12 protein-coding genes and 1 pseudogene are annotated in these 13,954 nt (G+C 46.5%); 6 read left to right on the top strand and 7 right to left on the bottom strand.

What is annotated here, in order from left to right:
- Positions 1 to 450: 450 nt before the first annotated feature.
- Together RH949_RS00120 and RH949_RS00115 are read left to right on the top strand one after the other, a co-directional pair.
- Positions 451 to 1,068, top strand: a complete 618-nt coding sequence (locus RH949_RS00120) for a CP12 domain-containing protein (RefSeq protein ID WP_006106059.1) — start codon at positions 451 to 453, stop codon at positions 1,066 to 1,068.
- Between the two features lie 223 nt (positions 1,069 to 1,291).
- Positions 1,292 to 2,098: an SIMPL domain-containing protein gene (locus tag RH949_RS00115; protein WP_446351546.1), complete on the top strand. Its 807-nt coding sequence runs from the start codon at positions 1,292 to 1,294 to the stop codon at positions 2,096 to 2,098.
- 222 nt (positions 2,099 to 2,320) lie between these two features.
- On the opposite strand, the gene RH949_RS00110 is transcribed toward RH949_RS00115, so the two are convergent.
- The 3 genes from RH949_RS00110 to RH949_RS00100 all read right to left on the bottom strand — a co-directional run bounded on the left by RH949_RS00110 (position 2,321) and on the right by RH949_RS00100 (position 5,632).
- The gene (locus tag RH949_RS00110) at positions 2,321 to 2,434 is read right to left on the bottom strand and encodes a 4-Cys prefix domain-containing protein (RefSeq protein WP_446351549.1); all 114 of its coding nucleotides are present in this window, start codon (positions 2,432 to 2,434) and stop codon (positions 2,321 to 2,323) included.
- Positions 2,435 to 2,648: 214 nt separating this feature from the next.
- Positions 2,649 to 4,046 (bottom strand): protein kinase domain-containing protein, encoded by a 1,398-nt coding sequence (locus tag RH949_RS00105; RefSeq protein ID WP_446351545.1) that lies wholly within the window; start codon positions 4,044 to 4,046, stop codon positions 2,649 to 2,651.
- A 146-nt stretch (positions 4,047 to 4,192) separates the two neighbouring features.
- Entirely contained in the window at positions 4,193 to 5,632 is a 1,440-nt protein-coding gene (locus RH949_RS00100) for a serine/threonine-protein kinase (RefSeq protein WP_044210998.1), read from the bottom strand.
- Positions 5,633 to 5,855: 223 nt separating this feature from the next.
- Between RH949_RS00100 and RH949_RS00095 the strand changes: the two genes are divergently transcribed.
- Positions 5,856 to 6,080 (top strand): hypothetical protein, encoded by a 225-nt coding sequence (locus tag RH949_RS00095; protein WP_446351544.1) that lies wholly within the window; start codon positions 5,856 to 5,858, stop codon positions 6,078 to 6,080.
- 241 nt (positions 6,081 to 6,321) lie between these two features.
- On the opposite strand, the gene RH949_RS00090 is transcribed toward RH949_RS00095, so the two are convergent.
- Positions 6,322 to 7,731, bottom strand: coding sequence for a DUF3370 domain-containing protein (locus RH949_RS00090; protein WP_446351543.1), 1,410 nt, complete (start codon positions 7,729 to 7,731; stop codon positions 6,322 to 6,324).
- A 306-nt stretch (positions 7,732 to 8,037) separates the two neighbouring features.
- On the opposite strand from RH949_RS00090, the gene RH949_RS00085 reads away from it, so the two are divergent.
- Positions 8,038 to 8,796: a hypothetical protein gene (locus RH949_RS00085; RefSeq protein WP_446351542.1), complete on the top strand. Its 759-nt coding sequence runs from the start codon at positions 8,038 to 8,040 to the stop codon at positions 8,794 to 8,796.
- A gap of 140 nt (positions 8,797 to 8,936) precedes the next feature.
- Here RH949_RS00085 and RH949_RS00080 read toward each other — a convergent pair whose 3' ends face one another.
- On the bottom strand, positions 8,937 to 9,941 hold the full coding sequence (locus RH949_RS00080) for an energy-coupling factor transporter transmembrane component T family protein (RefSeq protein ID WP_446351541.1): 1,005 nt from the start codon (positions 9,939 to 9,941) through the stop codon (positions 8,937 to 8,939).
- Positions 9,942 to 10,078: 137 nt separating this feature from the next.
- The gene (der, locus tag RH949_RS00075; protein ID WP_446351540.1) at positions 10,079 to 11,464 is read right to left on the bottom strand and encodes a ribosome biogenesis GTPase Der; all 1,386 of its coding nucleotides are present in this window, start codon (positions 11,462 to 11,464) and stop codon (positions 10,079 to 10,081) included.
- A 185-nt stretch (positions 11,465 to 11,649) separates the two neighbouring features.
- On the opposite strand from der, the gene RH949_RS00070 reads away from it, so the two are divergent.
- Positions 11,650 to 12,864 (top strand): AAA family ATPase, encoded by a 1,215-nt coding sequence (locus tag RH949_RS00070; protein ID WP_446351548.1) that lies wholly within the window; start codon positions 11,650 to 11,652, stop codon positions 12,862 to 12,864.
- A gap of 38 nt (positions 12,865 to 12,902) precedes the next feature.
- Positions 12,903 to 13,496 (top strand): annotated as a pseudogene (locus tag RH949_RS00065) (DUF4276 family protein); the annotation flags it as partial.
- Positions 13,497 to 13,666: 170 nt separating this feature from the next.
- Here the strand turns inward: RH949_RS00065 and RH949_RS00060 are convergent.
- Positions 13,667 to 13,876 carry a Nif11-like leader peptide family natural product precursor gene (locus RH949_RS00060; RefSeq protein ID WP_446351539.1) on the bottom strand — a complete coding sequence of 70 codons (210 nt, stop codon included), beginning with the start codon at positions 13,874 to 13,876 and terminating at the stop codon, positions 13,667 to 13,669.
- Between the last annotated feature and the right edge of the window lie 78 nt (positions 13,877 to 13,954).

The following is a 13,954-nucleotide window of genomic DNA, read 5'->3' as shown; positions in this document are numbered from 1 at the left end:
CTCTGGAAAAGCAAGAAATTGGCTCTCAAGTCGAGGTGTCGGGGGCGATGAGCCTAGATAAATGGCGTAGGGGAGCAATGCCTTATCGTGAGGTAAGGAAGCCTACACCGTAATCTTCGATTCGGTGTAGGAGGATGTCACCCCTCCCTTCAAAACCAGGAGATTCAGGTAAACCAGTCATCTTTCGCTATTGGTGCATAGGTTCTAGATAAGCAATAATACTCAAATAGCGTTAAAATAGCGGTAAAGTCCGTGGGACTCTCCGGGTAGAGCAATAAGAGAAAACCTTAATCAAAAATGCTCCACGATAGAAGTCCCTACAGGTCAATGACCCTAATCTCTCAGAGTTCGGGGCTTGGAAGAATCAGCTTCCAACGTAAGCATTGTCTGAGGACTGATTGACTTCCCTGTCACATCATAAAGGCAGATCAACGTCCAGGAGAAACTCAAATGATGATGAAGGCTCAAGACATCATGACCACCGATGTGGTCACCATTCGCGGTTCAGCCACCGTAGCTGATGCTGTGGATTTGATGAACGATATGGGTCTACGGGCTTTAATTGTAGATCGCCGCCATGACCAAGATGCTTATGGCATCGTCACGGAAACGGATATTGTTTATAAAGTGATTGCCTATGGCAAAGACCCCAAAAAAGTGCGGGTTTATGAAATTATGAATAAGCCCTGCATTGTAGTCAATCCTAACCTCGGTGTAGAATACGTGGCGCGATTGTTTGCCAATACAGGCATTCGCCGCGCTCCAGTGATCAAGGACAAACTCCTGGGTATTATCTCTATTACCGATATTCTGGCTAAAGGAGACTTTCTCGATAAACCCAAGAGCGTACTTCTTGAAGACGAAATCCGCAAAGCGGTAGAAGAAGCACGGGCTGTCTGCGCCCAAAAAGGACCAACGTCTAAAGAATGTGCCGCCGCCTGGGATATTGTGGAAGAACTGCAAGCGGAAGCGGCACACCAACGGGCAGAGAAACCCTCCCAAACAGCGTTTGAGGAATATTGCGAAGAGTATCCGGAAGCCCTGGAATCTCGAATGTATGACAGTTAATCTGACTTGAGACTGTACCGGGCTAGCCGGAAAACAGGACATAATCTGCTCGTGATATTGTTCACCACCCTAATCGTTGATGGGGTGGTGAATTTTATGATTATTTGTTCTAGCGGGTATAGTTTTGGGCGGAACTGAGCTAGGATAATTTTGCTGTTGGATAATTGAACCACTGTTATCGCCAAATGGGTTAGGAGAATCGGGCAGAATGAAAAAAAGAGTTATGTCATCTTTGGTTGTCGCTGTTATCACTACAAGTTTCATTCCTAATCCAGGTAATACTGAGACTATCAGTAACGACTCAACGCCCGATGCTCGTCAAATCAGCCAGTTATTTTATCCACCACCCAGCGCAGAACCGACGTTTCGGGTGATTGGCAAAGGTCGAGCCAGCCAACCTGCTGATAAAGCTAGTCTCCTGTTTAAATTTGCCAGAAACTATCCGTCGCCGCCAGAGGGAGTCTTGTCTCAATTTGAACCCTCAGAAGAAGCAATCACTCTAGAGATGTTGCAACCCATTCTGGATGCACTCCAAGCCATTGGTGTTTCTGATCAAGCGATTGACTTAGAAATTCTTGAACCCAGTGGTAGTTTTTTACCTTTTCCCTTTCCCTCCACCGCCACAGAAGGAGGAGCGCAGCTTGTTGTTACTGTGGACAATCCCAACCGCGATCGCTTGGAGGAAATTGTCAATACCGCAACGGATGCAGCCAGCCCGATTGAAGAGATTCTGATCAGTACAGTTAACGTAGAATATGCGGTGAATAACTGTCAAGCCCTAGTCCAAGCCGCTTATCAATCAGCCGTTGAAGATGCTCAAAACCGAGCCAACAGTCTCGCTGCGGCGATGGGAACTCAACTGAGGCTAGTCCCCTCAGTCGCTGAACCCTTCTATGAGGTTTTCTTACCCGGATGTGACTCAGAGGGAAATTTACCCTTTGGCAATACTACTTCATCAGTGTACGATCCTGATAATCCTGTAGAAGTTACCGTCAACAAGGATATCTTTGTCACCTATACAGGACGATAAGTCGGGAAATCTGTGAAGGTAGGGAGCAGAGGGAGCAGAGGGAGCTGGGGAAGTTGGGAAATTTGAGCATAAATCAGTCAATTGTAGGGGCGGGTTTAGGGACTAAATTCAGATATCCACCAATAATTCATCAACAAAACCCGCCCTCTTATAAGGTTCTAAGAATACCCTGATCTTCCTAGCAAAGGTTTAAATGCCGAACAGCTTACATTGTCGATCCCCCTAAATCCCCCTTAAAAAGGGGGACTTTGATCTACTGTACTTTATTACAGCGCAAAGAGCTGTAAAGGGAAAAATGTTTTGGCGACGAGGGCAATGGGGACGAGTGCAGTAGATTTCTATTGTTCATATCCAAAGAAGTCATAAGTTATCAGTTATATATAAGTTATAAATCAATTGTAGGGGCGGGTTTAGGGACTCAGGTTAGCTTTTTACCAATAACTGAAAAGCAAAACCCGCCCTGATTCATCAGTCTTGGCTACGGAACCCTTTCCTTCGTTCAAGGGAACCTGCTTTTGAGTCGCGATCGCGCCTTTTATCCTCCTTATCTTCATAGCAAACGAGACAACAGCAAATACATCAAACGAAATAGAGCAGTAATGGCGATCGCACTCGCTGCAGCAATCCCTCCAGTAAGGACTACTTCTAGGATAGACCAGCCGCTCCCTAGTAGAGGGATGAGCAAGACAGCAAAAGTAATTCCGCTAATAATTAGCAAATTTTTGTTTTTGATCCGGTGATTGTATTGTGTATAAACTAAACCGCCAACGACCATACCCAATACTCCCACACTTATACCTGAAATACCCAGTAAACTGTTTATAAAAATGAAAAGTAATCCACCTTCAAATCCGACAAATGCCGCTTTCGCAAAAATTTCTGATAGTGAACGAGGTGGAATTGGCGGAATTGGCGGAATTGGCGGAATCGGCGGAATCGGCGGAATTGGGGAATGGGGTTGTTGTGAGGATTGAGTCGGAGGTGATAATGGTGTTGAGTCCATAAAATCTATCACCTCTTGAGCCGATTGAAAACGCTGAACTGGTGCTTCTAAGAGCAGCTTATCTAATACATCTGCTAGAGTATTGCTAACTTGAATATACTGTTTCCAATGCCAACAATTAGTATGGGAATCGCGCAGATCTTTGAGATCTTTACCTGTCAACAAGACAACTATTGTCACAGCTAAAGCATACAAGTCAGAGGAAGGTTTAACCTCTCCCCCTCTCATCTGTTCAGGTGGAGCATATCCAGGAGAATAAATGCCCGTCGAGGATCTAGACGATCTTTCCCCTGCCGTTTTGCTAACCTGCTTAACTGCACCAAAATCCAACAGGTACAGCCGTCCATTCCGGTGACGCATAATATTGGAGGGTTTAATATCCCGATGGATTGAACCATTCTCATGGACAAACTTGAGGACTGCCAGCATTTCTCTGAGAATTTCTATAACTTCAGGTTCAGAGAATATTCCTTTGGTTTGCAGTTCTTCTTCTAAATCTTGTCCATCAATAAATTCCTGTACTAAGTAAAAGTATTTATCTTGAGTATCAGGTTGGGATAACTTGGCAACAGTTAAGGGAAAAAAGGCATAGAGATTAGGAATTTGAGGATGAGTATTACCCAGTTTTTCTAAAACCTCTGCCTCTTGCTCAAATAGCTCTTGAGCTTTAGCGAGTTGGGAGGGACTTAATTGATCAGAAGGCTGAAACTGCTTGACGACACAATAGCGCATCATTGGGGTGTGGCGATCGCGTGCCAAAAACGTTGTGCCAAAACCCCCCTGATTTAGTAACTGGGTTGGAATATAACGACCCCCCAAAATAAGTGGTATTCCACAAGCTGTACAATATCTCTGCTGTGCTGTTTGCAGCGTGGCTTTCTGATCCAGTTCAGCAAAGAAGTTTTCGGGACGAGGGCAATGGGGGCGAGTGCAGTGGATTTCCATTGTTCATATCCAAAGAAGTCATAAGTTATCAGTTATATATAAGTTATAAATCAATTGTAGGGGCGGGTTTAGGGACTCAGGTCAGCTTTTCACCAATAACTGAAAAGCAAAACCCGCCCTGATTCATCAGTCTTGGCTACTTGCCTTTACAGGAAACGAGACAATAATAAGTAAATCAAGCGAAATAGAGCAGTGATGGCGATCGCACCTGCGCCAACCAACACTCCAGCCAAGATGACGCCAGGAATGGATAACCCAAGCCGTAATGCTGGTATGAACAGTAATACCAATGTTATTCCAGCTAAAATTAGCAAGTCTTTGCCTTCAATAATCCGGCGGTATTGCGTATAAATTAAACCCCCGACAATCATTCCCACTAATCCCACACTAATCCCAGAGATACCCAGAAAACTTTTCAGCGCAATAAACAGTAACGCTCCTTCAAAGCCTGTAAACCCTGCCCCGATTAACGTTTCTGATAGGGTAAAGCTGGGTTTTTGTCGCTGAATCGCGGGTTGTTGCTGAACCACAGGTTGCGGTTGAACCACAGATTGTTGTTGAACGGCTGGTTGGGGTTTGGGAGTGGGGGGAGGTGGAGGCGGCGGCGGCGGTGCAGGGGGAGTTCGACGCGGTTTCAGAGCGTCCATCACCTCTTGAGCCGATTGAAAGCGTTTATTTGGGGTTGGCAGAAGCATACGGTTTAAGGCGTCTGCTAGCGTATCACTAACCTGGGTATAGGGTCTCCAGTTCCAAGAGTTATTGTAGGAATCATATAACTCTTCTGGTTCTTTCCCCGTCAGCAACATAATCAACGTTACCGCCAACGCATACAAGTCTGTTGACGGGTACACTTGCGCCCCTGACATCTGTTCGGGTGGCGCAAATCCCATCGAATAAATTCCCGTAGATTTGCCAGAGGGGGTTCCTGCTACGCCTTTGGTAACTTGTTGTTTAACTGCACCAAAATCCAACAGGTACAAGCGTCCATTCTGGTGACGCATGATATTAGAGGGTTTAATATCCCGATGGATTGAACCATTCTCATGGACAAACTGAAGTACCTTCAGCATTGCCTGTAACACTTCTAGGACTTCAGCTTCCGAGAATGTGCCTTTGGTTTGCAGTTCCTCCTCCAAGTCTTGTCCATCAATAAATTCCTGGACTAAGTAGAAAAACTGGTCTTCTTTACCCGATTGGTTCAAATTACCAACACTCAACGGGAAAAAGGCATAAAGATTGGGAATTTGGGGATGATCATTACCGAGTTGTTCTAATACCTCCGCTTCCCGTTCAAATAAACCTTGGGCAATGGCAAGTTGTTGGGGGCTTAAGTCGCCAGAGGGCTGGAACTGCTTGGCGACACAATCACGCATCGTTGGCGTATAGCGATCGCGTGCCAGAAATGCGGTACCAAAACCGCCCTGACCCAGTAACTTGGTAGGAAGATAGCGACCCACTAAAATCAAGGGCATTCCACAAGCCGTACAATACTTCTGTTGTGCCGTTTGCAGTGTCGCCTTGTCATCGAGATCGGCAAAAAAGTTTTGAGGGCGAGGACAGGTGGGACGAGTGCAGTAAATTTCCATGTTTCCAAGAGCGCTGGCACTAACTAATTGTATCGCCCTCTTCTCTTCGTTGAGGTTTGCCCTGGAAGAGCGGGTTTAGTTGAATGTATCGATGATATCTTTTCTGGAGTGACTTGCACCTGCTCCTACCTCAGATTTAAGCTAGGGTTTGCTGCATAAGTTGTCACCCATTTAAATTGGGAATGGGTAGCGAGCAAGATGCTCGCATTACAACGGTTTTCCAGTGTTGAATAATACTATGTCAGAAATTGGCAACGAAAACGAACAAGATAATACTCTGTTGAACCAATGGCGTCAGAAAATCGAAATCGCCAATCACAACAATATTTTTTGTCATTGTCGCCATTGCGGTGATGAATGGGTGGACTCCTCGTTAAAGAGTGCCTGTAATCACTGCGGTAGCCACAATATTGAACGGATTCCCTGTTGGCAGTTCCCAGATGGCTAAATTAAGGAGGTGGGAATAATTTAGATTGTCATTGGTCATTGGTCATTGCTCATTGCTCATTGCTCATACTCGCTTCGCTCCCAGCAAGCTACGTCATTTATCGAAGCACTCAATCGGGGCGGGTTTAGTGATATCAGGATGACAAGCCAATGTTAATGGTAAAACCCGCCCCTACAATAGACGTTCTAATTGCTTCCCCAGCTTCCCCAGCTTCCCCAGCACCCCCAGCTTCCCAGCCTTCTTAAGGCGATCGCAACGTCCGAATGGTTAAAACTTGGGGTGGTGTTGCATCCGCCGGATAGATAAAATCCACCTCAACCAAACGGCGATCGCCTGGAGGCATTTTCAGCGTCAGCAACGGTTCTCCAGCTTGACCCCGATGTTGTACCAGATGAACCGAACGGGTACGGGCTAATCCCCGATCATCGGTATAACGTAGTTGTACCGTACCCCGAAAGAAGACCTGGGAATCGGGAGGATTCAAAAAGTGCAGGTTGTCGGTTTCTTCTTCTTCGTCGGGTTTAAGTGGGGTTTGAATCGCTAAAGTTACGGTTTGGGAAGCATCTGTCCGGTTAACCAAAGGCAAAGTAAGGTGATACTGCACTCCATAATTGCCATGGGCGCGATAAGCAGTATCCGGATAACGGACTTTTAGAGGCGCACTTTGCACCTGATCAGTCCCTAAGGTGATAAACGGAACCGTACTGAGGGGATAGGAAAACGCTTGACCCGGTTGAGGAATCGTCAGATCCGACGCACCTGGACGATTGACAACCTCAGTACGCCATTGAGAACCAACCGCCACACCTGCAACCCGACCATAGACAATTTTACCGTTCGTCTGGTTAGGTGGTGTTGGAATGCGATCGCGTGGTCCGGCTAAATTGCCTTTAAATAATAAATACCGCCATTCGTCAAGAGTCGGTGGACGATAGGGAAGCCCAGGTGTCCCTAAAGGTTTTCCATCCACTTTGCGATCGGAATTCAGGGGTGCATACATGGCTAAACTTGCCATATAAACAGGTCGATTGGTTCGCAGACGCATCAACGTAGACCGGGAATTGCCCAAAGCAATCGGTAAATTCAATACCATTTCGCTCTGTCGCGGCGGAATCACAATTTGAGAAGGAAACGAGGATTGATGCACACCACGCAGGATATCGGTGGCTACCCGCGAACCAGGACCAGAGTAGACCAAACCAAAGGGATTGTCCATATAGGGCGGTAAGTTGATAAACGGAGCATCCGGATTGGTTACATAACTCACCGCTTGCAAAATATCTAAGGTTACAGGTTGACTCCCTGCATTGTGAACCAGAACCCCTTGGTACATGGGTCGCCATTCCTCTGGCGTATTGGAACGGGCGATATGATGAGCAAAGATATCAAAGCGTCCAGAAAGCGGAAAATTTAAATGAGCGCCGGGACTCGCTTTTCCGTAAGGGGGGAAGGTTGACAGTAGAATCCCCTCGGTTTGGATCACTTCGGGACTATTGCTATTAAAGACAGGTATTTGATCCAGTTGTCCCGGTAAGGGTCGTATTTGCTGGGGTTGCACCACCAATTCCTGGGCGGGAGGAGGAGTTGGGGTTGTCGGGGAGACAGGGATAACAACTTGAGCCAGCGAGAAATTGGCGAATAGAGACAGCATGAACGAAGGGGTTTTCCAACCTCACACACACAACAACAGTTCTCAGTTTCAGCGTTTCAATCCCGTCATCAGCAATAAACTGGCAAAAATGGCGGAGTGACTAAGTATAGACCGATACTAAGAACTGTAGATTTATCATCCTACCGCTTGTGATTGGTCATTGGTCATTGGTCATTGGTCATTTGTTAGGGAACAGGGAACACCTCGGCTTCGCTCGGTGTGTAACAGGGAACAGGGAATTCAACCTGCATAAGCTGACACTACCGAGATATACTTTCCAGCGACGGCATAATTTGGATATTGACTATGACTTCCAGCTTCTACCCTAAACTGAATCGCCTGGTTTTCAGCGGAACCACAACCATAATCCTAGCCACCACCTCCCTAACCAGTTTTTTTCTTACCGCCTCACGTCCCGCACAAGCTAACCCGGAAGTTGACCTTTACACCTTATGCACGAAATTCCCCTTAAATTCGCGCTGTGAAGGCTACGAACCCCCCGTCTCGCTCAAACAGCGTTCGGGTCATGAGGGAATCTGCGCCTTAACCTCTGGTGAAACTGATCTATCCGGTAAATGCAAAATCTCCCTCACTGAGGGAATCATAACCGCTTATATTGAACAAGGCGATCGCCTCGCGGTTTTGGATGATGAAAGACCAACCCAAGAAATTACTGTTGCGGTAAGTAATGTTGATACCCTAACCTATCAAGAAGGCAAAAAAGCTAACGTGGGTCGGCTTATTGGTAATACCTTGCTGTTCGGCGTTCTGGGTGCTGTTTTTACCAAACCGGATAAGATTGCTCAAATTGAGGTAGGTTTCACCGGAGAATCTAATCCTGCAACGACACAGGTTTTGACCTTAGTAACCGAACGGGAATTGGGACTGACGTTAAGAAGCAATTTGGAACGATTAACGGGAATTTTCGCGGAAATACCTGCCGAAGAGAGACCGGAATCTCAAGAGGCAACAGTCGATAATTCCGAGACTTATTCAACAGATTTAGATGAATTCTGTGAGTCTTATCCACACAATTCGCGTTGTCATAATTCCACTGATGAATAGAGAATCGAGCGACTCAAGAACCTATTTTTGATCGTAAGGAAGGGCGGGTTTTGTTGTTCCGTCATCAGTAATAAGCAGATTGAGTGGCTAAACCCGCCCCTACAACTATGTGATTTCAGTTATCATTCTGTTTACTTCCATCACCCCATTCCTCCCCAAATCAGCCGCGCTACCCAAAACGGAGCTAAAGTCGCGATCGCGATCCAGTCTCCCCAGTGTAAACGAAGTTGATGCCATTGGACTCGATGCTGATTGGGACTGGTAAAACCACGCACTGTCATGGCTTTGGCAATTTGATCAGCTCGCATGAGTAGGTTTTCTAATAACCGTTCAGTCACCATAATCCAAACTTGAGCGCTGCGGCGAACCCCTAGCTTTTTCCAGTTAATCGCACGAGTCCGAATCGAACGGACTAAATTTTGCACTTCCTCCAAAACTAAGGGAATAAAACGCAAGGATAAGGTTAATGTCAGAGCAATTTCTGTAACTGGAATATTCAGACGCCGTAAGGGAAGCATTAGACTTTCTAACCCGGCGGTAATTTCTTCTGGGGCGGTGGTGAGCAAGTAAAGATTGGTACTATAAATTAGTGTAAAAATTACCGTACTGACCCGAACCGCTAGATCCAATGAGCGACGGGTAATTGTTACTGGACCCGCTTCCAGGAGAATATATCTGTAGTCCGTCGGTTGAGGTAAATTGGTCAGGATAACTGTTTCACTCTCAGAAGCCTCTGGAACTGATTCACGTCCGATGCCAAAGGGATTATACCAGGGTCTCGGTTGAGGCGATTCCTGTGCTGAGGTTTCAGCAGACTCAACCATGAGAATGTCCGCCTGCGGAAGCCGATACTGATGATCAACCGCCAATCCATCGGGTGCGATCGCGGTGAGAATAAAGACAAATACCGCTAGCATCAGCAACCAACCCATTTGCTGACGCCAAACCCGTAACGGAATACGGGCTGACAGGGTGAACAAAATCAATACCACAACAACTGCCAAACGGCAATAGGGATTGGCTAATAAAGGTACTGCCAAAAAGCTCATTAACCAGATAAGTTTTACCCGAGAATCCAGGTAATGGAGCCAAGTTACAGGTTGTTCCAGGTATAGCCCTAACGGGAGCGATCGCAGTAAGTCCATGGTGTGTTAAAAGGGAACGGGGAACAGGGAACGGGGAACAGGGAACAGGGGAACAAAAGGAGTTAACTCACGCGCCATGCCCTCTTTCCGCAGTGAAGGGTCAAAACTTACCCAATCCCTACTCCCCAATCACCAAATTAAACCCGAACGGCTCGATTAGCATTGCTGCTTTCAACATCGCGGACTTTCTTACCGCGCCATAATAGACGCAAGGGTGTCCCTGTAAAACCCAGTTGTTGGCGAAATTGACGCTCAATATAGCGGCGATAGTTTTCATTAAATCGTTTCGGATCATTGACAAACAGGGCAATTGTTGGGGGTTTACTTTTAACCTGGGTGCCGTAGTAAATTTTGCCTTGGCGTCCTTGGCGGTTGGTGGGCGGGGAATGCCAGTTAATGGCTTCTGCAAGCACTTCATTAATCACAGACGTACTGACGCGGCGCTGGTGTTCTGCGGCAACAGTATCCACTAAATCGAGAATTTTGTCTACTCGTTTTCCGGTTAAGGCGCTGACAAAAATCATTGGTGCCCATTCAACAAAATAGAGGCGATTTTTCAGCAGTTTTTCGTATTCATAGATCGTATAGGTATCTTTTTCAATCGCATCCCATTTGTTGACCAAGATAACCGCCGCCCGTCCGTCTTCAGCAATGCGTCCAGCAAGTTTCTGGTCTTGTTCGGTAACACCATCTAGGGCATCAACCACGAAGAGAACCACATCAGAACGGCGAATGGCTTTGAAGGCTCGATTAATGCCAAAAAATTCCGGTCCATATTCGACATTTTTCTTCCTGCGAATGCCTGCGGTATCAATAAGACGATAGAGTTGAGATTCACTCTCAGTTTCTGGGTTTCCGGGGCGTTCGACAATCATATCAATGGCATCGCGGGTTGTACCCGAAACGGAACTGACGATCGCCCGTTTTTCTCCCGTCAGGGCATTTAATAGACTAGATTTACCCACATTCGGACGCCCGACAATCGCCACGTTAATTTCTGAGGTGTCGGGAAGTATTCCCACCGTGGGCAAATGGGTAATCAGTTGATCCAGAAGTTCTCCTGTTCCTGCACCGTGAATCGCAGATACGGGAAAAGGTTCGCCTAAACCGAGTTCCCAAAACTCAGCCGCTTGGATTAGTCCTTGTTGGGGGGATTCGCACTTATTTACAGCCAGAACAACCGGGACAGGGTGCTGGCGTAGCCAATCTGCGATCGCCTGATCAGCCGCCGTGGGACCCGCTTGACCATCGACCACTAATATAGCGGCGCTGGCTTCGCTGAGGGCTGCCATTGCCTGTTCTCGAATCAGGGGCAGAAATTCGGTATCATCATCAAAAACCAAACCCCCGGTGTCTACAATCGAGTAATCTCGGTCTTGCCAGAACGCGGGTCGATACGTGCGATCGCGGGTAACTCCCGGTTGATCATGGACAATCGCATCCATCACCCCTGCCAACCGATTGACAAGCGTTGATTTGCCCACATTCGGGCGTCCGATTACAGCAACTACTGGCAAAACCATCGTCCTCTTTCCCCTAACGTATAAGAAGCGTTACGCTCCAGTCTTCTATTGTAGCGACGTGAGAGGGCGTGGCTGATTCCTTTATCGGCTGGAATCTTTGGGAACGGCAATCAGAGACAGCGTTTGACGAACTGAGGGGGAAGGAGGCGGTTGTACAATCTAGAAGACTACCCATCCAATCCACCATGCCCAAACCCGTTATTCCCCGCATTGAACAACTGAGAGTCAAAAACTATCGTGCTTTACGCGATCTTGAACTAAAAAATATTACACCACTAACAGTATTCTTAGGTCCAAATGGCAGTGGTAAATCCACTATTTTTGATATCTTCGCCTTTCTCTCCGAATGCTTTCAATTGGGTCTACGTCGGGCTTGGGATCGGCGGGGACGGTTTCGAGAATTGCGAACTCGCGGGGCGGAAGGTCCCATATCCTTTGAGTTGAAATATAGGGAACAGCCAAAAGATCCAATCATCACCTACTACCTAGCAATCGACGAAGGCACTCGTGGTCCTTATGTGGCTGAAGAATCTCTACAATGGCGGCGAGGACAAAAAGGTGCGCCATTTCAGTTTTTGAATTTTAAGGAAGGGATAGGTGAAGTCATTAGCGGTGAGATGCCGGAAAAGGAAGACGCACGTATTCCGCAACAGCTAGACTCTCCTGACATTCTCGCGGTGAATACCCTAGGACAATTCGCGAGTAATCCTCGGGTGAGCGCTCTGCGTCGATTTATCAGCGGTTGGTATCTGTCTTATCTTACAGCCGATCATACTCGTAGCACACCCGAAGCCGGTCCTCAAGAAAGGCTCTCTGAAACAGGTGATAACCTGCCTAATGTCATTCAATATCTCAAAGAGGAGTATCCTGATCGGCTCGATCAAATTCTGACAACCCTTACTCATCGGATTCCACGCTTAGAAAGCATTGATGCACAGATGATGCAGGATGGGCGATTGCTCTTACAGGTCAAAGATGCCCCATTTCAAAGACCCATTTTGGCTAAATTTGCCTCAGATGGCACCCTGAAAATGTTTGCCTATTTGACTGTTCTCTATGATCCTGATCCACCTAAACTCATTGGCATTGAAGAACCAGAAAACCATCTCCACCCTCGTTTGCTACCTGAGCTAGCCGAAGAGTGCCGAACTGCATCTGGACAAAGCCAGTTAATGGTGACGACTCACTCACCGTACTTTGTCGATGCTCTGCGCCCACAAGAACTTTGGGTACTCTATCGTGATGAAGAGGGCTTCACTCAGGCGAAGTGTGCTGCCGATATGCGCGGTATTCCTGAATTTATGGCTGAAGGTGCAACCCTGGGTAATCTTTGGATGGAGGGATACTTTGAATTTGGTGATCCGCTCAAAAACCAGGGTGCGCCTAAAACTAAACGTTAGTCTTTAGGAACAATATGACGATATCGCATCTATAAGTTTTAGTTGAAGAATATTCTGCAAAAGTTGCCCTTGAAAACCTATTCCCAAAAATTCTTCCCTCTGATGTTGAGTTTGAAATTCACTCGTTCCAAGGTAAAAAGGATTTGTTGAAGAAACTTCCTCAACGACTCAAAGGTTATCGCTCCTGGCTGCCAGATGATTGGCGGATTGTTGTCCTTTGCGATCGTGACAATGATGATTGCCAAGACCTAAAAAAAAAGCTTGAAAATCAAGTCATTTTAAGTGGATTTACAACTAAATCCAGTACTTCAAGCCAACAATTCACCGTACTCAATCGCATTGCGATTGAAGAGCTTGAAGCCTGGTTTTTAGGAGACGCAACCGCTATCTGCCAAGCTTATCCAAAAGTACCACAACGCTTTACAAAGAGAACACGCTATCGTGACCCGGATGCCGTTAAAGGAGGAACCTGGGAAGCTTTAGAAGCCTTACTAAAAGAGAAGGGATACCATCAAGGCGGCTTGAACAAGGTTGAAGCAGCGCGAACAATTTCTGAGTATATGCAACCTCAGAATAATCAATCGCCGAGTTTCCAGTGCTTTAACGCTGGGATACAAGCTTTTTTCAGATGATATAGCATTAGACACATCGATTAGGACGTTCGGCACCATTGTAGAGACGTTGCATGCAACGTCTCTACAAAAAAAGAAAATAGGGAGCAAGGAACAGGTAAAAGCAGTCCCTCGAACGCAGGAAAAGGTCAATGGATTTAATATTATTTTTACGAATTACGAATAAACCCTTATAACCCCGGAATTTCGGACAACTTACCCTCGACTTCTTCAACCGAAAACCCCGTCATTTCTTGCCATTCTTCTACAGTAAAATCATACCCCCGTTCTTTCGCCATTTCGATAAAGGCGTCTACATTTGGGGCACCACTAAGTTCCTCTCTTAAAGAGGGGTTCGCTTGAGCATCTCGAAACAGCTTCGCCACTTGCTCCTTTGCCATTCCTGGTAACTCCTAATTTGACCAAATAATGCTACACTAGCAGACTTCCGACTCGAGTAAAAGCAAATTTTGTTAAAT

The organism is Coleofasciculus sp. A1-SPW-01 (genome assembly GCF_040217205.1).
In the GTDB taxonomy this organism is placed as follows: Bacteria; Cyanobacteriota; Cyanobacteriia; order Cyanobacteriales; family Coleofasciculaceae; genus Coleofasciculus; species Coleofasciculus chthonoplastes_A.
This window is presented reverse-complemented; position numbering and strand designations above follow the sequence as displayed.